The organism is Mycobacterium shottsii (genome assembly GCF_010728525.1).
In the GTDB taxonomy this organism is placed as follows: Bacteria; Actinomycetota; Actinomycetes; order Mycobacteriales; family Mycobacteriaceae; genus Mycobacterium; species Mycobacterium marinum.
This window is the reverse complement of the sequence record NZ_AP022572.1, coordinates 5555846-5580477: the sequence shown is the minus strand read 5'-3', so window position 1 is coordinate 5580477 and position 24632 is coordinate 5555846. Positions and strand designations below refer to the sequence as shown.

Sequence of the window (24632 nt, the reverse complement as noted above, 5' to 3'; positions counted from 1 at the left end):
AATGGAGGATCAATGATGTCGGCCCCCACCAGCTCCGTCTCGCTCTACCCGCCGGAAGGCTTTGGAGCACCGAAGAATCGCCGGGGACATGCCAGCGGCATCAATGTGGGGCTGCCCGAGGGCACGGTGGTGTTCTCGGCCGACAATCACATATCGCTGGCCGCCGACATCTTCTATGAGCGCTTCCCGGACGATCTGAAGGACAAGGCACCGCGTATCTGTTACGAAGACGGTGCTATTCAGGTCGGGCGCAAGGGCCAGTCGTTCCTTCCGGGCGACTTCAGCGCGGTCCTCATGCAATACGACGACCTGCCCGGGGCCGCCAGCACCAACATCGAGGCGAGGATCCAGGAACTTCGTGAGGACGGGGTCGACAAGGAGCTCGCCTTTCCCAACGCGGTGCTCGCCCTCTTTCACTACCCGGACAAGATGCTTCGGGAACTCGCATTCCGCATCTACAACGAGTACATCGCCGAACTACAGGAGCGCTCCGCCGGTCACTTCTACGGTGCCGGGCTGATCAACTGGTGGGACCCCGACGGAACTCGCCGCACCCTAGAGGAACTGAAATCGCTTGGACTCAAGACTTTTTTGATGCCGCTAAACCCGGGCAAGGACGACGACGGCAACCCTATCGACTACGCGAGCACGACCATGCGGCCAGTCTGGGATGAGATCGAGGCTTCCGGCATGCCGATCACCCACCACATCGGCGAGACCCCGCCCAAGAGCCCCTGTGAGTTCAACAGCGTCGTCGTCGGGATGATGATCAATATCGACGGATTCCGGGAGACGTTTTCCAAGTACATCTTCGGCGGCATCCTCGACCAGCATCCGGGTTTGCGGGTCGGCTGGTTCGAAGGCGGCATCGCCTGGGTGCCCTGGGCACTACAGGAGGCTGAGCATTTGGTGGCGTCCTATCAGCACATGTTCAACCGGCTACTCTAGCATGACGTTCGCTACTACTGGGACAAGCACATGAGCGCATCGTTCATGGTTGACCCGCTGGGACTGGAACTGATCGATCGCATCGGGGTCGGCAAGGTCATGTGGTCCTCGGACTATCCGCACAATGAGAGCACCTACGGCTATTCGGAGAAGTCGCTGGCCGCTGTCGTCGACGCGGTCGGGCCGCAGCATGCCGCCCGGATAGTCAGCGGCAACATCACCGAATTCCTAGGACTCTGAGGAGTTCTGATGACGACGTTCGCGCGGCCGCCCTCGCCTGAGATGCAGATTCCGGAGCGGCCGGACCTGACCCGGATGCGGCGCGAAACGGGGTCCAGGCTCCGCCGCGCGATGGCCGATCGCGGCGTCGACGCGATGATCTTGTTGGGCAACAGCGCCGTCGTCTACGCCACCGGCGCCAGTTGGCCGCTGGGAGACGCCGGGCTGTCCTACGTCGAGCGCCCGGTGGCGGTGGTGCTGGCCGGCGACCAGTGGCCGCACCTGTTTCTGCCGTTTCGGGAGGGCGCATCCCAGGAGTCGGAGTTGCCCGCCGATCACCTGCACGGTCCGGTCTACCTCGAATTCGACGAAGGAGTAGAGAATTTCGCGCGCCTGCTGTCGGAGCTGATCCCACCGGCAGCCACCATCGCGGTCGACGAGTTGACCGGTACCATGGCACGAGCCGCAAAGCTGCTGTTCCCCAGCGGTGCCCCCGTCGATGCGAGCGCCGTCGTGAGTGCCGCCAAGGTGATCAAGACCTCAGATGAACTCGCGTGCATCCGCAACGCCGTCCGAATCACCGATGCGGCGGTGGTGCAAGTGCACGAGGCGCTGGCGCCCGGGATTCGGCAGATCGAGCTATCCGCGCGCTTTCTGCGCCGGGCCTTCGAACTGGGCGCCACCGCCAGCATGCTCGAACCGATCTGGCAGGTCATGCCGGCAAGCAGGGCCGAGGGTGTGTGGACCACCCACGGCGACTTGGCGCTGCCGCTGCTGAGCACCGAGCGAGAACTCGCCGCAGGCGACGTGCTGTGGACCGACGTGAGCATCACCTACCAGGGCTACTGCTCAGACTTCGGGCGGACCTGGATCGTGGGGCGTGACCCGCAGCCACGGCAGCAGCAACAGTTCGACAGGTGGCGCGAGATCATGAGCGCCGTGGTCGGCGTGGCCCGCGCCGGCGCGACGGCAGCCGAGTTGGCCAGGGCCGCAACGGCGGCCAACGGCGGTGCTCGGCCCTGGTTGCCGCACTTCTATCTGGGCCACGGAATCGGTGTAAACGCGGCCGAAATGCCGATGATCGGAACCGATCTCGGCGACGAGTTCGATGAGAACTTCGTGCTGGATCCGGGCATGGTGCTGGTGCTCGAGCCAGTTGTGTGGGAAGACGGTACCGGAGGCTACCGCAGTGAAGAGGTTCTGGTGATCACCGAGGAGGGCTCGACGCGCTTGACCGACTACCCGTATGACCCTTATGTCGACTGAAGTACTGCCCGACAATAGAGCGCTGCGGTGCGGGCGCCGGCAACGTGCGCTCGAGCAGATGGCGGCCCACGATCTCGATCTCCTGGTTCTCGGTAGGCAGGCCAACGTCCGCTATGTCTCGGGCACTCCACAACTTTGGGTCGCCGGTACCAGGCCGTTCGGCCCCACCTGCGTCCTGGTCCGCGCGACAGGTGCCATTCATCTTCTCAGCACCTGGGATGAAGGCGTTCCCGATGACATCCCGCACGAGAACCTCTATGGCATCTCGTGGAACCCGATGAACACCATTTCGGTGCTCGAGCGCATCGACGACGCCGCCACCGCCCGGCGGGTGGGGACCGACGCGCTGTCACCGGTCTTCGCCCAGCTGCTGCCGCAGGCATTTCCCAACGCGGAGCTGGTCGACGGCGAGCTCGCGATGCGCGCCGCCCGGCGGATCAAGACGGACGAGGAGGTGGTCGCGCTGCGGGCAGCCATCGCGGTCGCCGAGTCCGGGCTGGCGGCGGCGGTAGCCGAGCTGCGAACCGGGGTCGGTGAACAGCTGCTGGCCGGCGTGCTGGTGGAAGCGGTGGCGGCCGGCGGCGTCAGCACTCCCTCCAATCAGGATGTGGCGTGGGTGACTTCGCGCGAGCACCCGTGGCGGCGGGCCAGCGGCGATCGCACCGTTCGGTCCGGGGACTTGGTGGCCTTCTCCGCGGGGGTCCTGGCCGGCGGATACATCGGCGAGGTGGGCCGAACCTGGCCCGCAGACGGTGTTGCGGGCGCCGCGCCGCTGTACCAACGATGGGCGAAGCTGTGGGAGGGGCTGCTTTTAGCGTGCCAGCCGGGTGCGGGGGCCGGCGAATTGCTGAATGCCTAACGGCAGGCCGGAGAACCGGCGCCGCCGATGCCGGTAGCGCGGGGCCTGGGAATGGGCTTTGACCCGCCGGTCATCTCCGCCCAGCTGCCCGCGACGGCGGCCAATGACCGATTGGAGCCGGGAATGGTTCTTGCCGTGACGGGTTACGTGTGGGAGGCCGGGGTGGGCGCCGTGTTTGGCCGCGAAGCGGTATTGGTCAACGCCGATGGACCCGAGGTGTTAACCGCCAGCCCGATGTGGCAGGCCTAGCCATGCCAAAATCGGAGCCGCCGGTGGACAAGGTGATCCGGTATGACAAGGACCCCGAGAGCCGAATCGCCACCATCACCTTCGATCGCCCAGGCCATCTGAATGCGCCGACGATAGCCGCGCGACTGCGCTACGCCGACCTGCTGCACCGGGCCAGCATCGATGACGAGGTCAAGGTACTGGTGATTCGCGGCGAGGGAGAGGATCTGGGCTCGGGTGCGGATCTCGAAGAGTTCATGGAGGTGATGAACTCTCCGGATCAGGGCCCGCGGCTTGCCGAATTCCGGGTCGGCGCTGAGGAAGTCAAGTATCCGCCGTTGGGCTCTTTTCGTCATGGCGCATCGGTCAGCCAGTGGTATGCCAATCCGAACGCCGGGATTCGTGGCCTGCAGGATTTCAAGAAGATCTCCATCCTGGAGGTCAAGGGTTACTGCTATGGCTGGCACTTCTATCAGGCGGCCGACGCTGATCTGGTGATCTCCAGCGATGATGCGCTCTTCGGGCATCCGTCATTCCGCTACTACGGCTGGGGTCCGCGGCTGTGGTGGTGGGCGCAGACCATGGGCATCCGCAAGTTTCAAGAAATGGTCTTCACCGGAAGGGCTTTCACCGCCGCGGAGATGCAGGACTGCAACTTTCTCAACAGCGTGGTACCGCGCGAGGAACTCGAAGCCGAGGTGGCCAAGTATGCGTTGGCCTGTGCGCGCAACCGGCCTAACGACACGGTGTTCATGCAGAAGGTCTTCTTCGAAATCATGAAACAGTTCCAGGGCGAGTACATGGGCAGCCTGCTCAGTGGCTTCTTCGAGTCGATGGGCAGCGGTGTGCGGGCCGACACCGATGACCTCATGCTCGATGACGCCATCGAGCAGGGTCTGGGCGATGCGGTCAAGGACAATGACAGCCGGTTCCCACCGGAGTGGCGCCTGAGCAAGAAATCGCGGGCCAAAGACGGCACCGGCAAGCCTGCCAAGCAGAAGAAGAAAAAAGGTTAGTGGAGGCCACACCGTCAGCTCAGCCGCCCCTGGCCGGTTACCGGGTGGTGGATCTGTCCACCGGTATCGCGGGCGCATATTGCACCAAACTGCTCGCCGACGGCGGTGCTGACATCGTCAAAGTCGAGCCACCAGAGGGTGATCCGTTGCGCTGGTGGTCGGCTTCGGGCACCGCCATACCCGAGGGCAACGACGGCGCCCTGTTCAACTTCCTGGCCGGTAGCCAGCACAGCGTCGTCGCGGCACCCGAATCCGATCGCGACCTGGCGTTGGTCGAGGCGCTCCTGGCCGCCGCCGACGCGGTGGTGGGTCGCCAGGTTCCAGAGTCGCTGAGCACCCGCGCCTTGGACCGCAAGAGCTGCACCGGCGCCATCCGCAGCTCACGGTCACGTCGATAACCCCGTTCGGGCTGGAGGGGCCCTGGCACGACCGGCCGACGACCGAGTTCACCCTGCAAGCGTGGTCAGGCGCAATCATCGGGCTCGGACGTGGCCTCGCCGATCGCGCGCCGGTCTTCGTCGGCGGGCAAGTCGGCGAATACCTGGCCGGAGCATATGCCAGCGTGGCCACCCTGGCCTCCCGGCACCGCCGGCTCAGCGATGGATGGGGAGAACTGATCGACCTATCCATGCAGGAGAACCAAATTCTCAGCCAGACTTACTATCCCGTCACCTATTTCGAAATGTTCGGCCGGCCATGGCGTGACGCTCGGCGGTTGACCGTACCGGGGGTGGCGTGTGCCCAAGACGGGCTGGTCGATCTGGGATGTGGAACCGCGCAGCAGTGGTTCGACCTGTGCGCGATGGTCGGTCACCCGGAGTGGATCGACGAGCAATCGCCGTTGTCGATCACCGAACAAGCCAACCTCCATGCCGAGGAGATCTACGACTGGCTGCGCAGCCATCCGTCCGACGAGATCCGGGAACTCGCGACGGCGTTCCGGATTCCCAACGCGCCGGTGGCCAATGGGGCCAACATCGCCTCGCTCGACCATTTTCAGGCGCGAGGTTCCTTTGTCCGCAACCCCCGCGACGGGTTCCTGCAACCGGCCCATCCGTACCGGATCAGTTCGGTGCACCTGCGCCGCCCCGGTCCGGCGCCGCGGCTCGGGGAACATGCGACCACTACCGGACGGCCGAACTGAAGCCCAGGCCGGTACCGACGCCGCAGGTTCTGACGCGACTGCCGCTGAGTGGCATTCGCGTGCTCGACCTGACCACATTCTGGGCGGGACCGTCGTGCACGCACCTGTTGGCCATGCTCGGCGCCGAGGTGATCCACGTCGAATCGACCCGCCGTCCCGACGGTACCCGGCTGATTGCCGGCGTACCCGTGACCGAAGACCAATGGTGGGAGAAGTCGCCCATTTTCGTGGCGCTGAACACCAACAAGAAGGGTGTGACGCTGGACCTGGGGGATTCGCGGGGCCGGGAAGTATTGCACCGGTTGATCGCAACCTGTGACGTGATAGCCGAGAACTTCACTCCGCGCGTCCTGGACCAGCTGGGTCTGGATTTCACCACGGTGCAGTCGATTCGGTCTGATGCCATCCTGCTACGCATGCCTGGATTCGGCCTGGACGGGCCGTGGCGCGACAATCCGGCGTTTGCTTATGTCATCGAGTCCGCGGCCGGAATAAGCTGGATGACGGGCTATCCCGACCTCACACCGTATGAGCCGTATTCGGTCGGCGACCCCAATGCGGGTGTGCATGCGGCCAATGCGCTGCTGCTGGCGCTCGAGCACCGGCGGCGCACCGGTCGGGGTGTGCTGGTGGAAGCGGCGATGGTGGACGCCGCGCTGAACATCGCTGCGGAGCAGGTCATCGAATACAGCGCGTACGGGCGGCTGCTGAAGCGCGCGGGCAACCGCGGCCCCGCCGCTGTGCCGCAAAACCTCTACCGCAGCTCTGACATCGACGAGTTCGGCCACCTGGACAGCTGGGTTGCCATTGCGGTCTCGACTGACCAGCACTGGCAGCAGCTGGGTGCTGCGCTCGGATCACCCTCTTGGGCAGCCGAACCACGCCTGGCCACAGCGCCCGGCCGGCGCACCCACGAAGACGTCATTGACGACCACTTGGCGGCGTGGTGCGGGCAGCGGGGCAGCGACGAGATCGTGGCCACCCTATGGCAAGCCGGTGTACCGGTGGCCAAGGTGATGCAACCGCATCGGCAGTCGGAGTTGGCCCAGTTGGCTTCGCGCGGCTTCTTCGAGGTGGTGGATCATCCGGTGAACGGCCCGGCCAGGCTCAGCACGGTGCCGATGCGGCTGTCCGGTTGGCCAGGACGATTTCACACCGAACCAGCGCCCCTGTTGGGTCAGCACAACCGTGAGTTGCTGACCGAGCTGGGCCTGACCGCGGCGGAGATATCCGAGCTGGAATCTGACGGTGTTGTCGGGGCGGCCCCGGCAATGTACTCGGCAACCTGAACAGCACCATGGCAATTGATCCCGCGGATGTCCTGCTCAACGGCCGGGTGGCGGTGGTGACCGGCGCGGGATCGGGGATTGGTCGTGGCGTCGCCGCTGGCCTTGCGGCGTTCGGTGCCTCGGTGGCGATATGGGAGCGGGACCCGCAAACCTGCGCGCAGGCCGCAGCCGAGGTTGGTGGCCTGGGCATCGCCATCGATGTACGCAGCGGCGACCAGGTGGACGCCGCCCTGCAGCGAACCCAGGCCGAACTGGGCGAGGTAACCATCCTGGTCAACAACGTGGGCGGGGTGTTCTGGTCGCCGCTGCTGCAGACCAGTGAGAAGGGCTGGGATGCGCTCTACCGCAGCAACTTAGGTCATGTGCTGCTGTGTACCCAGCGGGTGGCCCGGCGGCTGGTTGCCTCGGGGCTACCGGGCAGCATCATGGCGATCACCTCGATCGAGGGAGTGCGGGCCGCGCCTGGTTACGCGGCGTACGCCGCCGCCAAGGCGGGCGTTGTCAACTACACCAAGACCGCGGCACTGGAGCTGGCGCACCACGGCATTCGGGTGAATGCGATCGCACCCGATATCACGATGACCGAGGGGCTGGCGCAGCTGGGCGGCGCCGCGGCATTGGAGCACATAGGAAGTCTGGTCCCGTTGGGGCGCCCCGGTGATGTCGATGAGATAGCAAGTGTCGCCGTGTTTCTCGCCTCTGACATGGCGCGCTACGTCACCGGCCAGACAATTCACGTCGACGGTGGCACCCACGCCGCGGCGGGCTGGTACCGCGATCCGCAGACTGGCGAATACTGGCTGGGTCCGGGCTAGTGCCGCCAGCCTTCGGCGGCTTGCTCGTCGAATGTGCGGTCAATGCGGGCAAACCTGCGTTGAATCGAGGTGCGGGCGCCCTCGTGTGGCAGCACGTAGAGGCGGTTGGCCAGGATGGCGACGGCCGTCAGGCGTGCCAGCTCGTCGACGCGCAGGCTATCGTCCTGTGTCGGCAGGGAGCCCATGTCCCCGGTTACCTGCGGTGCGGATGACAGTCCGTAGTCCGCGCCGCGGATCCGCTCCGAGTTGGAGACCAGCCGGGTCTCGACGACCATCGGGCACAACACCGTTACCCCGACTCCGCGGTCTTTCATTTCGCGGGAGAGGGTTTCGGCCAATCCGACGACGCCGTATTTGGCTACGCCGTAGGCGCCGAGGCCGGCGTTGGGCACCAGTCCGGCAAAGGACGCCGTGAAGGCGATGTGTCCACCGTGTTCCAGCAGCTTCGGCAGGAACGCCTCGACGGTATGAATTGAGCCCCACAGATCGATGTCGATCACCCACCGCCAGTCGTCGTGCGTCATGTCGGCGATCGGACCCGCGACGACAATGCCGGCATTGCTGAACACCACGTCGATTTGCCCCAGCAGGCGGGCGGATTCGGCGGCGAGATGGTTGACCTCGCTCAGATGGCGGACGTCACACATCACGCCGTGCGCATCGAAACCCTTCCCGCGCAGATGTTCGACGGACCGCTCCAGTCCCGGCTTGTCGATGTCGGCCAGCACCACCTTGGCCCCGCGCCGAGCGAACTCGGTAGCCGTGGCCAAGCCGATGCCGCTCGCCCCACCCGTTATGACCGCCCCGCGTCCCGCAAATCCGTCCATGTGACGGAACCCTATTTCAGGCAGCCACCTGCATCGACGGGCAGGGTGACACCGGTTATGTAGCGGGACTCGTCGGAGGCCAGGAACAGTACGGCGTTGCTGATGTCTTCGGCCTCGACCCACGGAATCGGCAGGGTGTGGAAGAGCTGGCAGATCGGTGCCATGTCGTCGGGACCGGGATTATCCAGGTCCGGGCGAAACATCTTGAAGGTGCCCTCGTTGTGCAGCATGGGAGTCCGGACATGCGTTGCGTGTACCGAATTGACCCGAATCATGTGTTGCCCCAACTCAACTGTAAAGGACCGCATCAGGCCTACGACGCCGTGCTTGGCCGCCACGTAATTGCCGCAGTGCGGGTACGCCTTCATTCCGCCGACCGAACTGGTCAAGACGATCGAGCCCCCGTTGCCCCCGGCAATCAGATGCGGCACCGCGGCTTTGACGGATTTCCAGACCCCGGACAGGTTGACGTCGATCATCTCCTGCCAGTCGTGTTCACTGGTCTTGTCCAGCGTGGCGCCGCCGTTGCCGATGTCCGCGTTGGCCACGATGATGTCCAGCCGGCCCAGTTCGTCCACTCCGGCGTCCACCGCGGCTTTCAGCGCGTCGTAGTCACGCACATCGGCCTCGTCGGTGAAGATCCGGCGGTTGTGTCCCTTGACCAGATCGGCCGTCTCGGCCAGGTCCTCCGGGGTGGACGCCGGGATGGTGGTGTTCTCCACGATGGGTTTACACACGTCGACAGCGATGATGTCGGCACCCTCCTGCGCCAGACGTACCGCATGGCTGCGGCCCTGGCCGCGAGCCGCTCCGGTGATGAACGCGACTTTTCCCGCGACCCGCCCGCCAAGCTGCTCAGTCATGGATACCTCACTTCCTCAGGTGGGGGTGGCTCAATCGAAGACGGCCGGCAGGCTCTCCCAGCCTCGTACGGTGGAGGTCGGGGAGAGCTTGGCGTTACCAAGGTCGACATCCCATTCGGGGAAGCGCTTGAGGATCTCCTCGAGCGCGATCCGGCCTTCCAGCCGTGCCAGCGCCGAGCCCAGGCAGTAGTGGGTTCCGACGCTGAAGGTCAAGTGTTGGTGTGGCTCGCGCCGGATATCGAAAACGTCACCGTCCGGCGGGAATTGGCGATGATCGCGGTTGGCCGCCCCGATCAGCATCATCATGATGCTGCCTTCGGGCACCGATTGGCCGTAGTACCGCAGATCGCGGGTCACGTACCGGGCCACGTGTGGTGCGGGTGCCTCGTAGCGCAGCAGTTCCTCAACCGCCTGCGGAATCAGCGACGGGTCCTCGACCAGTGCTCGGCGCTGATCTGGATGCTCAGCCAACACCTTGCCGGCCCAACCGATCAGCCGGGTGGTGGTCTCGTTGCCCGCTCCGGACACCACACTGACATAGGTGAGAAGTTGATCGCGTCTGAGTCGACGCACGGTCCCGGTCTCGTCCTCGAATTCGGCGTTGAGAAGTTCGGTCATGATGTCGCTGGAGGGATGCTCGGCGCGCCAATCGATGTAGTGGGCGAAGAAGTCGCCGCTGACCATGCCGTCGGCGGAGGCCTTCATCGGTTTGCCGGCCTCGGTGCGCAGCTGGGCAGTGGCGAAATCGCGGGCGGCTTCCTGGTCCTCCTCTGGGACGCCCAGCAGCATGCCGATGACGCGCATCGGCATCTGGGCGCCGAGATCGGCGACGAAGTCGAACCTGCCGCTGCCCATCAGGGGGTCCAAACTGCGCGCGCAGAATTCGCGAATCTTGGGTTCTAGATCATTGATCTTGCGCGGGGTGAACATGCGCGACAACAACTTACGGTGAACGTCGTGGACCGGCGGATCCTCGAAGACGAGTACGCCCGCGGGGATGTCGATGTTGGCCTTGATGATCTCGAGGATTGCCCCCCTGGCCGAACTGAACGTTTGATAGTCGACGATGGCCCGGTCGACATCGGCGAACCTGCTCAGCGCGTAGAAGCCGTGCTGCGCGTTGTAGTACAGCGGCGCCTCTTCGCGGAGCCGGCGGAACATCGGGTAGGGGTCCGCGTTGAGCTCTACGTCGTACGGGTCGAAGTAGACGTCACTCGCTGCGGTCACTGTCACCCATGTCGCCTCTCGAAGGAACGTGCTTGCCCGTTCGCCCGTGCAACACGAGTCGTGCTGCACCTGAACTCTGTCATCACCCGCCAACGAGTGTCAACGAGGAATCCGTTTTAGCTAATCATAGTTCTTATATAGAGAGAATAGCGTTTTCGTTAGGCTGATTCAACGCGCGCGGGCATTATCACCGGCGGACGAAGCGGGCCGGTGACTCGGGCAGGCCTGTTCGGGTGGTGTTAGGAGGCGGCGAATCCGCGTGAACAGAAATCCCATACTTCATCTGCGGTGATGGGGTGGCTCGTCGCGTCGTCGGTGCCGCCGCTGGACTGCGCGATGAACATGACCGTCTGCATGGTCATGGCGGCTATCCGTCTTGGGTTGAGGTCTTCTCGCAGTTCGCCGGCCTCGGCCGCGGCCTCCATCAGCTCGGTGAGTAACGCCACCAGCGGCGCGTGCGCGACTTTGACCTCGGCTGGGTGGCTTACCAACAGGCGCGGCGCGAAGTCGGTAAACAGTGGTCGCTTGGCTGTCGGGTCGGGGCGCGACGCCTCATACAAGAGCTCGACCGCCACTTTCAGTCGCTCCAGCGGATCCGCGTGGGTTTCGGTGGCGGCGCGGATCTGGTCGGCGGACCGGCTCAGTGCGTCCTCGAAGAGCGCCAGCAATAGCTCGTGTTTGCCGTCGAACTGCAGGTAGAAGCTGCGCAATGACTGCCGTGACCGGTCCACGACTTCCTGCACGGTGAAGTCTGTGCTGCCCTTTTCGATGATGATGGCCTGTGCGGCGTCCAGGAAACGCTGAACGCGCTGCGCCGCTCGCAGTTTCGCGGTCTTGATCGACCGCTCGACGGCGCGCTGCTTCCAGGCGGGTTCTTCGCTCGGGTTCGTCACGGGCGGCTCAGATGATTGCCGCGAGGAGAAAACATGGTTGGACTGTACCGGAGAACGCCGTGCCATCGCTGCGCTCGACCTCCTCACAGACGGTGTACGAGAGATTGCAACTTCCTGAAAATGAGAATACTATTCTCTTGCGCACGTGTTTGGGAAGCAGAATCAACTTCAGTGGGCGGCGAGGAGTTCTGTGCAGCTGACCTTTGATGCCGACGTCGAGGCCTTCCGCGACGAATTCATCTCGTTTCTGGACCGGAATTTGCCCGATCAGGCGGCCGGGATGGAGCGGCCGCGGTCCTGCTCGCACGTGCCGGAGTGGGCGCGGCGTTGGCAACGCTTGTTGTTCGACAACGGGTGGTTGATCCCGGGCAATCCGCCGGAGTTCGGTGGTCGCAATGCCTCACTGCTGCAGCAGTACGTACATCTGCAGGAGTTGGCCCGGCGCCGCCTTTATCGCAGTTTCAACCCACAAGGCGTGGGCATCATTGCGGAGTCGCTGCTGTCGTTCGGAACGCCGGAGCAGAAGCGGCGCTGGGCAGTGCCGATCCTGCGGGCGGAGATGAACGCGTCGTTGGGTATGAGCGAGCCGGGCGCGGGCTCGGATCTGGCGTCGTTGAAGACGCGAGCAGTGCGCTACCGCGACGGCGAGGGGGACCGTTTTGTGGTCAATGGGCAGAAGGTGTGGACATCAGGTGCCCATGACGCCGATGTGCTGCTGACGTTCGTGCGTACCGATCCTGACGCCCCAAAGCACAAGGGAATCAGCGCTTTGCTGATTCCGACTGACACTCCCGGCGTGGTGCGGCGGCCATTCGCGTCGGTGTGCGACCACGACGATGTCGACTTCAATGAGGTGTTTTTCACCGACGCAGCGGTGCCGGCCGAGAACCTGGTGGGTGAGCTCAACGGAGGGTGGCGGGTGGCGACCGGCTCCCTTGGGCACGAACGCACGATGCTGTGGCTGGGATATGCCAACCTGTTGGGCGAATTGGCAACCGATTTCAATCCAGCGGGCGTGCTGCAACGGGATCGCTACGCCACGTTGGTGATGGATACCCAGGCGATGCGACTGCTCGGGTCCGCGACACTGGCCTCGGCGGCGCGTGGACAGGAGGATGTGCCCGCGCAGTCGGTGCTCAAGCTGCTGGGCTCGGAGGCTTTGCAGCGTGCCTGCGGAGATGCGCTCGACTCGGCAGGCGGCGACGGTCTGGTGCACCCCTCGATCACGGCACCCATCGCTGCGTTGAACCTGGACAACCACTATGGCAGCTGGTTCGACCGCTACGCGCGTAGCTTCGCCGGCACCATCGCCGGAGGCACCTCTGAAATTCAGCGCAACATCATCGCTGAACGGATACTCGGCCTGCCGCGCGGTTAGGCGGTATCGGCTCGCCTTACATCGGCATGCCGGAATTCATGGCTACGTTTGTCCCGAAAATGACTGTTTATGAACCGATTTAGCCGCCGACCCGGTGGCTGGGCTGGATCTGGTGGCGCCGTGATCTGGCCCACGAAATTCCAACTCTCCCCTCGGGAAAGGGTAGGATCCAGTCCGGCAGTGGGCCGATCCGAGTCATCTCGGACGGTCGTCCGCATTGGTGCGTCGACGCGTCTGCCGCCCAAATCGATCTTCGCGCCGCGCCGGGCCCTTGGCTACGCGCGAGCTGAACGGAGTGCTTTGTCTTCCCAACAGGTTTCGGCTGTCCCAACGATTCGCGAGGCGGGCGATCCCAGTACCGCGGTGCTGGCCGCACTGCGTTCGCCGACTCGTCTGCGGACCGAGGTGCTCGCCGGTTTGGTGGTTGCTCTGGCGCTGATCCCTGAAGCAATCTCCTTTTCGATCATCGCCGGGGTGGACCCTCGGGTGGGGCTTTTCGCCTCTTTCACCATGGCGGTGACCGTCGCTGTGGTGGGCGGGCGCCCGGCCATGATTTCCGCGGCCACCGGCGCCATTGCGTTGGTGATCGCGCCGCTGGCGCGTGAACACGGGGCCGACTACTTCATCGCCGCGGTGATCTTGGCGGGCCTTTTGCAGATCACGCTCAGCTTGCTGGGGGTCGCTCGGTTGATGCGGTTCATCCCACGCAGCGTGATGGTCGGCTTCGTCAATGCGCTCGCGATCTTGATATTCCTCTCACAGCTGCCCCACCTACTGGGGGTGCCGGCGGTGGTCTATCCGTTTGTCATCGTTGGTTTGCTGTTGATGGTGTTCCTGCCAAAACTGACCACGGTTGTCCCAGCTCCTTTGGTCGCGATCGTGGTCTTGACGGCCGCCGCGGTCGCGTTCTCCGTCGAGATTCCCAACGTCGGCGACGAAGGCCAGTTGCCGTCCAGCCTGCCGACCCTATTGGTGCCCCACGTCCCGTTCGCACTGGAAACCCTGTCCATCATCGGCCCGTATGCGCTGGCAATGGCGTTGGTCGGGTTGCTGGAATCGTTGCTGACGGCCAAGCTCGTTGACGACATCACCGACACCCACAGCAACAAAACCCGGGAGGCCTGGGGGCAGGGCGTTGCCAACGTTGTCACGGGCTTCTTCGGCGGAATGGGCGGCTGCGCAATGATCGGCCAGACGATGATCAACGTGAAGGTCTCCGGTGCTCGCACCCGGATCTCGACCTTCCTCGCCGGCCTGTTCCTGTTGGGCCTGGTCGTCGGCCTCGGCGACGTGGTCGCGCTCATTCCGATGGCGGCACTGGTCGCGGTGATGATCATGGTCTCGGTCGGCACGATGGACTGGCACAGCATTGCCCCCGCGACGCTACGGCGGATGCCGCGCAGCGAAACGCTGGTCATGCTTGCCACCGTGGTGGTCACCGTGGCAACCCACAACCTCGCTTACGGCGTCGTTGCCGGTGTCTTGACCGCGATGGTGCTCTTTGCGCGGCGTGTTGCTCACTTCATGACGGTGGAAAGAATCGTGGAATCAGACACCGGCGGCGCCGCTGACACGGTGGTCTACCAAGTTAGCGGTGAATTGTTCTTCGCCTCGAGCAACGACTTGGTTTACCAATTCAATTACGTCGACGACCCGGACAACGTGGTGATCGACATGTCGCAGTCCCACATCTGGGACGCCTCCACCGTGGCCGCACTCGACGCCATCATCACCAAATACCAAGCCAAGGGCCGATACGTCGAAATCATTGGCCTGAAACAGGATTCGGCAGAGCGCCACGGCCGGCTGTCCGGACAGTTCGGCGCAGAACACTAGGGGCAGGGCCAGTCGCGGGGTGGGCCCGGGGTCGGGCCACAACCGGTGATCGCCGCTGCTGCCACCTAGGTCCTGTCTGCTAATTGCGGACGCGGTGGTAGGTGATGATGGCGGCCAGGGTGACATCGCCGAGGTAGGTCAGGGCGTATTTGTCGTAGCGGGTGGCGACCGCGCGCCAGTGTTTGAGCCGGTTGAAGCTTCGCTCGACGGTGTTGCGGTGCTTGTAGATTCGGCCTGAGAACCCCGGAGGCCGTCCTCTGTTGCGGCCTTTGGCTTTGCGGCGGGTGATCTGGTCGCTGCGCTCGGGGATGGTGTGGGCGATCTTGAGCCGGCGCAGCTGTGCCCGCGTCGAGTCATGGGAGTACGCCTTGTCCGCCAGCAGGTGAAACGGGCGTATGAGTTGCTGCGCCGGGCGGCCAGCAGTGGCCAAAGCATCGGATTATCACCGGCTTGACCGGCCGACAGTGCCAGGGTGACCGGACTGCACAGCTGGTCGGTCAAGGCGTGGATCTTGGTAGTCAGCCCGCCGCGGGAATGCCCAATGGCGTGGTCATCGGGCTCATCGAGATATTTCTTGTAATTCGACAGATCCCCTGTGCGGCGCCCGGGCGCGCTCCGGCTGCGTGTTGGTGGGCGCGCACACTGGTCGAATCGACCGACAACAGTGCGCCCAGGTCGGCGTCCTCGGCGTCGAGGTCAGAGGCGATCGCCGCGAAGATCCGCGCGTAGATGCCATCGACCGACCAGCGTAGATGCCTCTCGGCCACCGATTGCCAGGGACCGAAGTGCTCGGGCAGGTCACACCACGGAGATCCCGTACGGTAACGCCAGATAATGCCCTCCAGAGTACGTCGATGATCGTTCCACGGCCGGCCACGCCGCCGCCCCGCAGGCAACACCGCCACGATCAGCGACCACAAATCATCAGAAATCGCATGCGTCCGCATCACCCAAACAGCATCAGCCAAAACACCATTCACATTAAGCAGACACGCCCTAATCGGGTGCGCCGCGCCGCGGGTGCGTTCGCGGCGATGGGCATCGACAAGGGGGACCGCGTTGCCGTCTGGGCGCCCAATTCGGCCGAGTGGATCATCGCCGCTTTCGGGCTGCTGACCGCTGGAGCGGTGCTGGTCCCGGTCAACACGCGCTTCAAGACGGACGAGGCCGCCGACATCATCCGGCGCAGCGGGGCCAGAGCGGTGCTTTTCGAAAAAGGATTCTTGGGAATGGATTTCACCGTTCCAGACGGCATCCCGGCGATCGATCTGCGCTCCGGCTTCCTGGAGTGCGGCAAGCCGTTCGAGCGTGCGGTCAGTGGATCCGACATCGCGGACATCGTCTACACATCGGGTACCACCGGGCGGCCCAAGGGCGTGATGATGGATCACGCGCAAACATTGCGCCACTACGCCCATTGGTGTGATCGCGCGGATCTACGCACCGGCGACCGCTACCTGATCGTCAACCCGTTCTTCCACATCTTCGGGTACAAGGCCGGCTGCATCGCGTCGCTGCTCAGGGGCGCCACCATCATTCCGGTACGTGTCTTCGTCCTCGACAACGTGCTGGAATTGATTGAACACGAGCGAATTACGATGCTTCCTGGGCCTCCGACGCTGTACCACTCGCTACTGTCCGCTCGAGGTCAGCGGGATCTGTCGTCACTGCGGGGGTGACCGGCGCCGCGGATATTCCGGTGGAACTGATTCGGCGGGTGCGCACCGAGTTGCCGTTCCAAACCATCATGACCGGCTACGGCCTTACCGAGGCCGGAACGGTCACCCTGTCCAAACCGGAGGATTCGTTCGAGGACATCGCCACCACCGCGGGTCTCGCCTGCGACGGCATCGAGCTGGCAACCGCCGACGACGGCGAGATCTTGGTGCGCGGATCCAACGTCATGAAGGGCTACCTCGACGATCCGGTTGCCACCGCCGAAGCCATCGATGGCGAGGGCTGGCTACATACCGGAGATCTCGGCACCATCGACGAAACCGTCCGGCTGCGCGTGGTCGGCCGCAAGAAGGACATGTTCATCGTCGGCGGCTTCAATGCCTACCCGGCCGAGATCGAGCGCTTTCTGATGGAGCACGAGGCGGTCGCACAGGTGGCCGTCATCGGCGTTCCCGACGAGCGGCTCGGACAGGTCGGTAAGGCGTTCGTGGTTCGCCAGAGCGGCAAAAGTGCGCTCAGCGCTGAGGATTTGCTGGTTTGGTGCCGGGAACGGATGGCGGGATTCAAGTTCCCGCGTTCGGTGCGCTTTGTCGATGCGTTGCCGCTGAATGCGACCGGAAAGGTGGTCAAGGACCTGCTCCGCTAGGGCGTGGCTTCGCGATATGCTGCGCGTCGAGAAGCATATTTCCGCAAGTAGAAGCTACTTTCATCAGTGGTGTAGCTTTGGGCTAGGAGCCGCCTTGGGGGCCAAACGACAACGTGGCTCTCCGAGGTTCGTCGAGACGAGGGGTCGATGCCGCGAGATGTGAAGTTGCGCAGCAGCGGAATCCGTCGTTGCGCGCCGGCGGTATCGAATCCGGGGGCCGGGCTCGACTCTGCCGATGACGGATTCGGGCTGGCGCAGTTGCGTATCCAGCGATGCACGCAGCGCTGCTGTCGGGCGGGCGTGGTTTGAGCACCGGCATCGGAAACGGCGCGGCTGATTCGAGATCGGCCCCGGTGGACGAGGACGAAATTGGCGGCACCGCTGCCGAAATGCGGGCGTTGGCCGAAGAGGCTGAGGCCGAAGCCGCAGAAGCGGAGGCCCTGGCGGCCGCCGCCGGTGCCCGTGCGCGCGCCCTGCAACTAGGTCCTGTCTGCTAATTGCGGACGCGGTGGTAGGTGATGATGGCGGCCAGGGTGACACCGCCGAGGTAGGTCAGGGCGTATTTGTCGTAGCAGGTGGCGACCGCGCGCCAGTGTTTGAGCCGGTTGAAGCTTCGCTCGACGGTGTTGCGGTGCTTGTAGATTCGGCCTGAGAACCCCGGAGGCCGTCCTCTGTTGCGGCCTTTGGCTTTGCGGCGGGTGATCTGGTCGCTGCGCTCGGGGATGGTGTGGGCGATCTTGAGCCGGCGCAGCTGTGCCCGCGTTGAGTCATGGGAGTACGCCTTGTCCGCCAGCAGGCGATACGGGGCGTATGAGTTGCTGCACCGGGCGGCCAGCAGTGGCCAAAGCATCGGATTATCACCGGCTTGACCGGCCGACAGTGCCAGGGTGACCGGACTGCACAGCTGGTCGGTCAAGGCGTGGATCTTGGTAGTCAGCCCGCCGCGGGAATGCCCAATGGCGTGGTCATCGGGCTCATCGAGATATTTCTTGTAATTCGACAGATCCCCTGTGCGGCGCCCGGGCGCGCTCCGGCTGCGTGTTGGTGGGCGCGCACACTGGTCGAATCGACCGACAACAGTGCGCCCAGGTCGGCGTCCTCGGCGTCGAGGTCAGAGGCGATCGCCGCGAAGATCCGCGCGTAGATGCCATCGACCGACCAGCGTAGATGCCTCTCGGCCACCGATTGCCAGGGACCGAAGTGCTCGGGCAGGTCACACCACGGAGATCCCGTACGGTAACGCCAGATAATGCCCTCCAGAGTACGTCGATGATCGTTCCACGGCCGGCCACGCCGCCGCCCCGCAGGCAACACCGCCACGATCAGCGACCACAAATCATCAGAAATCGCATGCGTCCGCATCACCCAAACAGCATCAGCCAAAACACCATTCACATTAAGCAGACACGCCCTAAGACGTCGCGCCGAACGCGCCGAGGCCGCAGCGGAAGTTGACGCTGCTTGTGAAGCCACCCATGAAGGCGCGGCGGATGGGCAGGCGACCGCTTCGCCCAACGGTGCCGAAGAGCCGTCTGCGAATTCGGCCGATGTCCTCGAGTCCGACGACGTCGCCGAAACCGAAGAGCTGAGCGCCGATGACGACGAGCCGGTAGCCGCCGGCTCGGCCGAGGCCGATGAGTCCGAGGCCGACGATCTTGCCGATGAGTCCGAGCGGTCACGGCGAGGTCTGCTGAGGCGCCCCAAACTGTCCACCCTCACCGCCGCGCTCGCCGTGCTCGTCATTCTCGCCGCGCTGGCCGGCAGCGCGTACATGGTGCTGCAGCATCGCGATGCGACCCGGCAGCGTGAGCGAGTGGCCGAATTCGCTGCAGCGGCGAGGCAGGGCGTGATCACCTTGACATCGCTGGACTTCCAGGACGCCAAGCAGGGGATAGGGCGCATCCTCGACAACTCCACCGGCTCGTTCAAAGACGAACTCCTCAAGTCCTCCGACGACTTCATCCAGGTGGTGCAACAGGCGCAGGTGGTCGAGCAGGGAACGGTCCAAGCCGTCGCCGTCGACAGGAACTCCATGACCGATGACTCGGCGGTGGTGCTGGTCGCCTCGACATCGGAAGTCACCAATGCCGCCGGGGCCAAGAAGGATCCCCGCAAGTACCGGCTGATCGTGACCATCACCCGAGACGGTGATCAGCTCAAGATGTCGAAAGTCGAGTTTGTGCCGTGACCGCAGAGCAGACCGCGGTCGAACAAAAGAAGCCCGGCGAGGATCCGGGGCCGGAGCCACTCGAGCGCCGTCGGGCCTGGTTGCACAAGCTGACGCCGGGCAAAGTGGTCGTTGCCGTGGTGGGGCTGCTGGTGGCGGCCGCACTGGGGTTGCTGGCCGCGCTGTTCGTGTTCTCCTACCGGCCAGATCGCGAAGTCGATGCCCAGGCCGCCGGGGCCGCCGTCTCGGCCGCCAGCGACGGGGCGATCGCCATCCTGTCCTATTCTCCGGACACCCTCGACCGCGATTTCTCCTCGGCCAGGTCGCACCTCACCGGCGAATTCTTGTCCTACTACGACCAATTCACGCAGCAGATCGTCGCGCCGGCGGCCAAGCGGAAGTCGGTGAGGACCAGTGCGGTGGTGCTTCGCGCCGCCATTTCCGAGTTGCACCCGGACTCGGCGGTGGTACTGCTGTTCGTCAACCAAACCACCCAGAGCGCAGATCGGCCCGAACCGGCATTGACCTCCAGCAGCGTCCTGGTCAAGCTGACGAAAGCTAATGGAAAATGGCTTATCTCATCGTTTGATCCGGTCTAGGTTAGGTCTGGAACCGGTGTAGGGGATGCTGCTGGTGACGGGAACTCGGCGATGACGAACGACATCCACTCGATGGTGATCGCATCGGACTATCGCGTGCCCGATCCAACCAGGGTGTGGCCGCTGCTGGGACGCAACAAGTCCGCGCTCGCCGATATCGGTGCACATCACGTTCTCGTGTACGCCTCAACACATGACTACGGCCGCGTCCTGGTGATGATCGGGGTGCACAGCCGCGAGCCCGTCGTTGAGCTACTTCGTTCGCGGATCTTCTTCGACTGGTTCGACGCGGTAGGCGTCGACGACATTCCGGCGGTCTTTGCCGGTGAGATTGTGGACAGGTTTGTCGTCGGGGCGTCGGGGTCCGGGGCAGCGGCGGCCCCGGGAGTCGTGGTGGCCGCGATCGCCTCGGTCGACGACGTGGCGACGCTGATCGCCGAAGTCGCCCCGGCGATGGAGCGCTTTGTTGCCGCCGGTATCCGAAAGACCTGGTTCTTTAAGGCTTTCGACGACAGCCACGAAGTGCTGATCCTGCAGGAGTTTCCCGACGAGCAGCGGGCTCGCGAGTGGATCGATCACCCCGACGCGGCGGCCCAATGGCTTCGGGGTGCCGGGATAGGCGCATAACCACCGCTGTTCGTGGGCCGGCTCTCCGAGATGATGCGGATCGATCCGCAGTGAGTTGACCGCCGCAATGTTCGTGTGCCTGTGCAACGGCGTCACCAGTCAGATGGTGGCCGATGCCGTTGTCGCCGGCGCCACGACTACCCGGGAGGTCGCGCGAGCCTGCGGAGCGGGCGCGGACTGTGGGCGCTGCCGTCGCACCGTTCGGGCGATCATCGCCTCGTCAAGTGGCGATCGGGCGGCCCACCCGGCCTAACCTGTCGGTGCTCGTCAGCTGCGTCCGCCGCACTCGGGTGGTGATAGCGATCCGACGAGTTCGTCGAGCAGCGGCGGAACGTCGAGCCGAGGCAACACCGCCTCGACGACGACCATGCGGTCCTGCTGCTCGGCGGCCGCGGTGAGTGCATCGTCCAGCTCGCCGTAGTTTGCGGCCCGCATCGCCAGGTGGTTGGTGACTCCCAGCGCACCGGGGACATCGGTCCATCTCCAGCTGACAATGTCGTTGTACGTAGCGGTCTCGCCGTGAATCGCCCGTTCGACGGTGTAGCCGTCGTTGTTGACCACCACGATGACCGGCGACAGGCCCTCCCGGGAGAAGATGCCGAGTTCCTGCACGGTCAACTGTGCGGCCCCGTCGCCGATCAATAACACCGTCCGGCGATCGGGATGGGCCACCGCCGCTCCCAGCGCCGCGGGCAGCGTGTAACCGATTGAGCCCCAGAGGGGTTGACCGATGAAGGTGACGCCCTGCGGCAATCGGTGGTCGGCCATGCCGTAGAACGACGTGCCCTGATCTGCCAGCACCACGTTGCCCGGTGTCAGGGCTTCGCAGAGCCGGTTCCACAGCATCTCTTGGTTGAGTGGCTCGTCGCGCCCCGGGGTGGGCGGGCCCGGCTCGGCCGGGGGCACCGCCACCGGGGGAGAGTTGATCCCGCGCTTGGTCAGGATTGTGGCCACGGCCTGCAGCGCGGCGCCCATCTCCAGTGGTGCGAACACCTGGTCCGCCACGCTGCTTTGGTACTGCCCGATATCGATGGTGCGGGCCGGGTCAATCCGCTGGCTGAAGAATCCGCTCACCATGTCGGTGAATACCACCCCGGCCGTGACCAGCACGGGCGCGCACTCGATGGCCGTGCGCACTGGCTCGGCGCTGGCGGCCCCGGCGTAGATGCCGAGGAAGTTGGCTGAACTCTCGTCGAGCAGGCTCTTTCCCCACATCAAGGTCGCATGGGGCACCACGTCGGCGGACAGCAATGCCTCTAGCTCCTTGATCGCTTGCAGGCGATGGACCAACAGGTCGGCCAGGACGGTCAGCTGGTGGTCACCGATCAGGTCGGTGGCAGCGCGGGTGAACAGCGACAGCGCGCGTGGGCTGGTTCCGCCGGCCAGCGGAGGCAACGGGGTGCCGGGCGGTTCGGTGGGGAACCGCGCCACGTCGGTGGACAGTAGTAGGTACCCGGGCCGTTTTTGCTCGCGCACCTCGCAGAGCACTCGGTCGATCTCCCGGCATGCCGTAGCTGGCATAAGATTGGCTTGCGCGCAGGTGATTTCGCGGCTGATTCGGAAGAAGTGCTCGAAGTCGCCATCGCCGAGCGAGTGGTGCAACGCCCGGCGGGCGCCCTGGGCGTCCTTGGAGGGGCCGCCCACGATGTGTACTACCGGTACGTGTTCGGCGTAGCTGCCCGCGATGGCGTTGGTCGCAGAAAGCTCGCCGACTCCGAAAGTCGTTACCACCGCCGACATTCCACGTAGCCGTCCGTATCCGTCGGCGGCGTAGCCGGCGTTGAGCTCATTGGCGCTGCCCACCCAGCGGATGATCGGATGGGCGACGATGTGGTCGAGGAATTCCAGGTTGTAGTCGCCGGGAACCCCGAAGATCTCCGAGACACCGAGTTCGGCCAGACGGTCGAGCAGGTAGTCGCCGACGGTGTCGACGGGGTCATTGGCGGCATCATTTTCGAGCAGGGTCACGACGACGACGCTACGCCGTTGAAACTATTCCGGTTGGGCCGCCGCTTCGCTATCGTGCGGGCCATGGCAATCAAAGAAACCCGCGACATCGTCATCGAAGCCAGCCCCCAGGAGATCTTGGACGTCATTGCTGACTTCGAAGCGATGCCCGGATGGTCTTCGCCGCATCAGAGCGCCGAAATTCTCGAGACCGGAGCCGATGGTCGGCCCAGCCAGGTGAAGATGAAGGTCAAGACCGCGGGTATCACCGACGAGCAAGTGGTGGCCTACAGCTGGGGCGACAACAAGGTGAACTGGTCGCTCGTCAGTTCGGGCCAGCAGCGTTCCCAGGAGGGGAGCTACCTCTTGACGCCGGAGGGCGACAAGACCCGGGTAAAGCTCGAGCTGGCCGTCGACGCGGTGGTGCCGCTGCCGGGATTCGTGCTCAAGCGTGCGGTGAAGGGCACGGTGGAGTCCGGCCTCGATGAGCTGCGCAAGCAGGTGCTGAAGGTGAAGAAGGGCTGAGTAGCCGCGGTGGCGGGTGGGGGACCCCTGGCGGGGGTGAAGGTCATCGAGTTGGGTGGCATCGGCCCCGGCCCACATGCCGGGATGGTGCTTGCCGACCTGGGTGCTGACGTGGTGCGGGTGCGCCGGCCAGGGGGTCTGCAGATGCCGGCCGAGGACCGCGATCTGCTGCATCGCGGAAAACGGATCGTCGACCTGGACGTCAAAAGCCAGCCGCAGGCCTTGTTGGAGCTGGCTGCTAAGGCCGACGTGCTGCTGGATTGTTTTCGGCCGGGCACCTGTGAACGGCTGGGAATCGGGCCCGATGACTGCGCCGCGGTAAACCCGCGATTGATCTTCGCGCGCATCACCGGCTGGGGGCAGGATGGCCCGCTGGCGCCGACGGCCGGCCACGACATCAACTATCTGTCGCAGACCGGTGCGTTGTCGGCGCTGGGCTATCGGGACCGGCCACCCACGCCACCGCTGAATCTGGTTGCCGACTTCGGCGGCGGTTCGATGCTGGTGCTGCTTGGCATCATGGCCGCGCTCTACGAGCGGGAGCAGTCGGGCAAGGGGCAGGTCATCGACGCCGCGATGGTCGACGGGGTCAGCGTGCTGGCTCAGATGATGTGGACCATGAAGGGAATTGGCAGTCTGCGCGACGAGCGCGAGTCCTTTCTCCTTGATGGGGGTGCCCCGTTCTACCGCTGTTACGAGACTTCTGATGGCAAGCACATGGCGGTGGGGGCCATCGAGCCGCAATTCTTCGCGGCGTTGCTGGCCGGACTCGGTCTGTCGGCCGCCGAGGTGCCGTCTCAGCTCGACATCGCCGCCTACCCCAAGATGCGCGAAATGTTTTCGGAGCGGTTCGCCAGCCGAACCCGCGACGAATGGGCCGCGGTCTTCGCCGGCACCGACGCATGCGTGACCCCGGTGCTGACATGGAGTGAAGCGGCAGCTAGCGATCATCTGCGGGCGCGCTCGACGGTGATTTCCGCGCACGGCGTGGAGCAGGCCGCGCCGGCGCCGCGGTTCTCCCGAACGCCGGCCGGGCCGGTGGGGCCACCGCCCGCCACGATCACGCGTATCGGCGAAATCAACTGGTAACTAGTTATTTGCACCGAACCCGGTTCGTGGCCCGGGCAGCGTTGCTAGCTTGAACTTGGTGGCCGTAAAAGCAGCGCGGGAATTCGTTATCGATGCGCCCCCGGAAGTGGTCATGGAGGCGCTGACAGACGTCGGCATCTTGGTCTCCTGGTCACCCCTGCACAAGAGTGTGGAAGTCATCGACTACTACCCGGATGGCCGTCCGCATCACGTGAAGGCCACCATCAATATTCTCGGGCTCGTGGACAAAGAGATCCTGGAGTACCACTGGGGCCCGGATTGGGTGTGCTGGGACGCGGATCAGACCTTCCAGCAGCGCGGTCAGCACGTCGAGTACACGGTCCGGCCCGAGGGACTCGACAAATCGCGGGTGCGGTTTGACATCACCGTCGAACCGTCTGGGCCGATCCCGGGATTCATCGTCAAGCGGGCTAGCGAGCACGTGCTCGACGCCGCGGCAAAGGGGCTCAGTGAGCTGGTCGCCAATCGCGACGCAACGGATCAGGCCAAGTAGCTTCGTCTGTCCTGAAACCTCGATTTTGGTTGC

General features: G+C 64.5%; 19 protein-coding genes and 6 pseudogenes. 18 read left to right on the top strand and 7 right to left on the bottom strand.

Annotated features, from left to right (window positions below; genetic code table 11):
* Positions 1 to 126: 126 nt before the first annotated feature.
* The 7 genes and pseudogenes from G6N41_RS25805 (at position 127) to G6N41_RS25780 (ending at position 7784) form a co-directional block, all read left to right on the top strand.
* Positions 127 to 1188: pseudogene (locus tag G6N41_RS25805) on the top strand (amidohydrolase family protein).
* Positions 1189 to 1197: 9 nt separating this feature from the next.
* The gene (locus G6N41_RS25800; protein ID WP_198966051.1) at positions 1198 to 2433 is read left to right on the top strand and encodes a M24 family metallopeptidase; all 1236 of its coding nucleotides are present in this window, start codon (positions 1198 to 1200) and stop codon (positions 2431 to 2433) included.
* Positions 2423 to 3541 (top strand): annotated as a pseudogene (locus tag G6N41_RS25795) (M24 family metallopeptidase). Before G6N41_RS25800 ends, G6N41_RS25795 begins: the two are co-directional and overlap by 11 nt.
* Before the next feature lie 2 nt (positions 3542 to 3543).
* Complete coding sequence (locus G6N41_RS25790) at positions 3544 to 4536, top strand: enoyl-CoA hydratase/isomerase family protein (protein WP_198966050.1); 993 nt, start codon at positions 3544 to 3546, stop codon at positions 4534 to 4536.
* Positions 4461 to 5680, top strand: a pseudogene (locus G6N41_RS30215) (CoA transferase). The gene G6N41_RS25790 and the pseudogene G6N41_RS30215 overlap by 76 nt, the downstream one beginning before the upstream one ends.
* A gap of 59 nt (positions 5681 to 5739) precedes the next feature.
* Positions 5740 to 6969: a CaiB/BaiF CoA transferase family protein gene (locus G6N41_RS30210; protein ID WP_407663699.1), complete on the top strand. Its 1230-nt coding sequence runs from the start codon at positions 5740 to 5742 to the stop codon at positions 6967 to 6969.
* A gap of 8 nt (positions 6970 to 6977) precedes the next feature.
* Positions 6978 to 7784: an SDR family NAD(P)-dependent oxidoreductase gene (locus G6N41_RS25780; RefSeq protein ID WP_198966049.1), complete on the top strand. Its 807-nt coding sequence runs from the start codon at positions 6978 to 6980 to the stop codon at positions 7782 to 7784.
* On the opposite strand, the gene G6N41_RS25775 is transcribed toward G6N41_RS25780, so the two are convergent.
* The 4 genes from G6N41_RS25775 to G6N41_RS25760 form a co-directional block, all read right to left on the bottom strand.
* On the bottom strand, positions 7781 to 8611 hold the full coding sequence (locus G6N41_RS25775; RefSeq protein WP_198966048.1) for an SDR family NAD(P)-dependent oxidoreductase: 831 nt from the start codon (positions 8609 to 8611) through the stop codon (positions 7781 to 7783). The two genes, G6N41_RS25780 and G6N41_RS25775, sit on opposite strands and share 4 nt — an antisense overlap.
* An 11-nt stretch (positions 8612 to 8622) precedes the next feature.
* Positions 8623 to 9474, bottom strand: a complete 852-nt coding sequence (locus G6N41_RS25770; protein ID WP_198966047.1) for a mycofactocin-coupled SDR family oxidoreductase — start codon at positions 9472 to 9474, stop codon at positions 8623 to 8625.
* Positions 9475 to 9504: 30 nt separating this feature from the next.
* Positions 9505 to 10707 (bottom strand): cytochrome P450, encoded by a 1203-nt coding sequence (locus tag G6N41_RS25765; protein WP_198966046.1) that lies wholly within the window; start codon positions 10705 to 10707, stop codon positions 9505 to 9507.
* 233 nt (positions 10708 to 10940) lie between these two features.
* A complete protein-coding gene (locus tag G6N41_RS25760) occupies positions 10941 to 11594 on the bottom strand; it encodes a TetR/AcrR family transcriptional regulator (RefSeq protein ID WP_020729506.1) in 654 nt (217 codons plus the stop codon).
* Positions 11595 to 11784: 190 nt separating this feature from the next.
* Between G6N41_RS25760 and G6N41_RS25755 the strand changes: the two genes are divergently transcribed.
* Together G6N41_RS25755 and G6N41_RS25750 are read left to right on the top strand one after the other, a co-directional pair.
* A complete protein-coding gene (locus G6N41_RS25755) occupies positions 11785 to 12972 on the top strand; it encodes an acyl-CoA dehydrogenase family protein (RefSeq protein WP_198966045.1) in 1188 nt (395 codons plus the stop codon).
* A 300-nt stretch (positions 12973 to 13272) separates the two neighbouring features.
* On the top strand, positions 13273 to 14808 hold the full coding sequence (locus G6N41_RS25750) for a SulP family inorganic anion transporter (RefSeq protein ID WP_198966044.1): 1536 nt from the start codon (positions 13273 to 13275) through the stop codon (positions 14806 to 14808).
* 79 nt (positions 14809 to 14887) lie between these two features.
* Here the strand turns inward: G6N41_RS25750 and G6N41_RS25745 are convergent.
* Positions 14888 to 15758 (bottom strand): annotated as a pseudogene (locus G6N41_RS25745) (IS5 family transposase).
* Between G6N41_RS25745 and G6N41_RS25740 the strand changes: the two are divergent.
* Both G6N41_RS25740 and G6N41_RS25735 read left to right on the top strand, forming a co-directional pair.
* Positions 15744 to 17131: pseudogene (locus tag G6N41_RS25740) on the top strand (FadD3 family acyl-CoA ligase). The pseudogenes G6N41_RS25745 and G6N41_RS25740 sit on opposite strands and share 15 nt — an antisense overlap.
* A gap of 272 nt (positions 17132 to 17403) precedes the next feature.
* Positions 17404 to 17628 (top strand): hypothetical protein, encoded by a 225-nt coding sequence (locus G6N41_RS25735; protein ID WP_231608713.1) that lies wholly within the window; start codon positions 17404 to 17406, stop codon positions 17626 to 17628.
* Here G6N41_RS25735 and G6N41_RS25730 read toward each other — a convergent pair.
* A pseudogene (locus tag G6N41_RS25730) lies at positions 17625 to 18496 on the bottom strand (IS5 family transposase). The gene G6N41_RS25735 and the pseudogene G6N41_RS25730 sit on opposite strands and share 4 nt — an antisense overlap.
* Between G6N41_RS25730 and G6N41_RS25725 the strand changes: the two are divergent.
* The 4 genes from G6N41_RS25725 (at position 18492) to G6N41_RS25710 (ending at position 20777) form a co-directional block, all read left to right on the top strand.
* Positions 18492 to 19319 carry a hypothetical protein gene (locus G6N41_RS25725; protein WP_407663848.1) on the top strand — a complete coding sequence of 276 codons (828 nt, stop codon included), beginning with the start codon at positions 18492 to 18494 and terminating at the stop codon, positions 19317 to 19319. The pseudogene G6N41_RS25730 and the gene G6N41_RS25725 sit on opposite strands and share 5 nt — an antisense overlap.
* Positions 19316 to 19897: a twin-arginine translocation pathway signal gene (locus G6N41_RS25720; protein ID WP_198966043.1), complete on the top strand. Its 582-nt coding sequence runs from the start codon at positions 19316 to 19318 to the stop codon at positions 19895 to 19897. The genes G6N41_RS25725 and G6N41_RS25720 overlap by 4 nt, the downstream gene beginning before the upstream one ends.
* 51 nt (positions 19898 to 19948) lie before the next feature.
* The gene (locus G6N41_RS25715) at positions 19949 to 20524 is read left to right on the top strand and encodes a fatty-acid--CoA ligase (protein ID WP_198966042.1); all 576 of its coding nucleotides are present in this window, start codon (positions 19949 to 19951) and stop codon (positions 20522 to 20524) included.
* A 67-nt stretch (positions 20525 to 20591) separates the two neighbouring features.
* Positions 20592 to 20777 (top strand): (2Fe-2S)-binding protein, encoded by a 186-nt coding sequence (locus G6N41_RS25710; protein ID WP_011738661.1) that lies wholly within the window; start codon positions 20592 to 20594, stop codon positions 20775 to 20777.
* Positions 20778 to 20791: 14 nt separating this feature from the next.
* Here the strand turns inward: G6N41_RS25710 and G6N41_RS25705 are convergent, their stop codons facing one another.
* Complete coding sequence (locus G6N41_RS25705; RefSeq protein WP_198966041.1) at positions 20792 to 22492, bottom strand: alpha-keto acid decarboxylase family protein; 1701 nt, start codon at positions 22490 to 22492, stop codon at positions 20792 to 20794.
* 63 nt (positions 22493 to 22555) lie between these two features.
* On the opposite strand from G6N41_RS25705, the gene G6N41_RS25700 reads away from it, so the two are divergent.
* From G6N41_RS25700 to G6N41_RS25690, 3 genes are read left to right on the top strand one after another with little or no spacing between them, the layout of a single operon-like run.
* The gene (locus G6N41_RS25700) at positions 22556 to 22996 is read left to right on the top strand and encodes an SRPBCC family protein (RefSeq protein WP_012396222.1); all 441 of its coding nucleotides are present in this window, start codon (positions 22556 to 22558) and stop codon (positions 22994 to 22996) included.
* A 9-nt stretch (positions 22997 to 23005) separates the two neighbouring features.
* Positions 23006 to 24085 carry a CaiB/BaiF CoA transferase family protein gene (locus G6N41_RS25695; protein ID WP_198966040.1) on the top strand — a complete coding sequence of 360 codons (1080 nt, stop codon included), beginning with the start codon at positions 23006 to 23008 and terminating at the stop codon, positions 24083 to 24085.
* A 58-nt stretch (positions 24086 to 24143) separates the two neighbouring features.
* Positions 24144 to 24599, top strand: coding sequence for an SRPBCC family protein (locus tag G6N41_RS25690; RefSeq protein ID WP_198966039.1), 456 nt, complete (start codon positions 24144 to 24146; stop codon positions 24597 to 24599).
* The last annotated feature ends 33 nt before the right edge of the window (positions 24600 to 24632 follow it).

Coding starts and splice junctions, on each gene's coding strand:
- G6N41_RS25800 (WP_198966051.1), top strand. CDS start 1,198: ATGACGACGTTCGCGCGGCCGCCCTCGCCTGAGATGCAGATTCCGGAG.
- G6N41_RS25790 (WP_198966050.1), top strand. CDS start 3,544: ATGCCAAAATCGGAGCCGCCGGTGGACAAGGTGATCCGGTATGACAAG.
- G6N41_RS25780 (WP_198966049.1), top strand. CDS start 6,978: ATGGCAATTGATCCCGCGGATGTCCTGCTCAACGGCCGGGTGGCGGTG.
- G6N41_RS25775 (WP_198966048.1), bottom strand. CDS start 8,611: ATGGACGGATTTGCGGGACGCGGGGCGGTCATAACGGGTGGGGCGAGC.
- G6N41_RS25770 (WP_198966047.1), bottom strand. CDS start 9,474: ATGACTGAGCAGCTTGGCGGGCGGGTCGCGGGAAAAGTCGCGTTCATC.
- G6N41_RS25735 (WP_231608713.1), top strand. CDS start 17,404: ATGCACGCAGCGCTGCTGTCGGGCGGGCGTGGTTTGAGCACCGGCATC.
- G6N41_RS25715 (WP_198966042.1), top strand. CDS start 19,949: ATGACGAACGACATCCACTCGATGGTGATCGCATCGGACTATCGCGTG.
- G6N41_RS25710 (WP_011738661.1), top strand. CDS start 20,592: ATGTTCGTGTGCCTGTGCAACGGCGTCACCAGTCAGATGGTGGCCGAT.
- G6N41_RS25700 (WP_012396222.1), top strand. CDS start 22,556: ATGGCAATCAAAGAAACCCGCGACATCGTCATCGAAGCCAGCCCCCAG.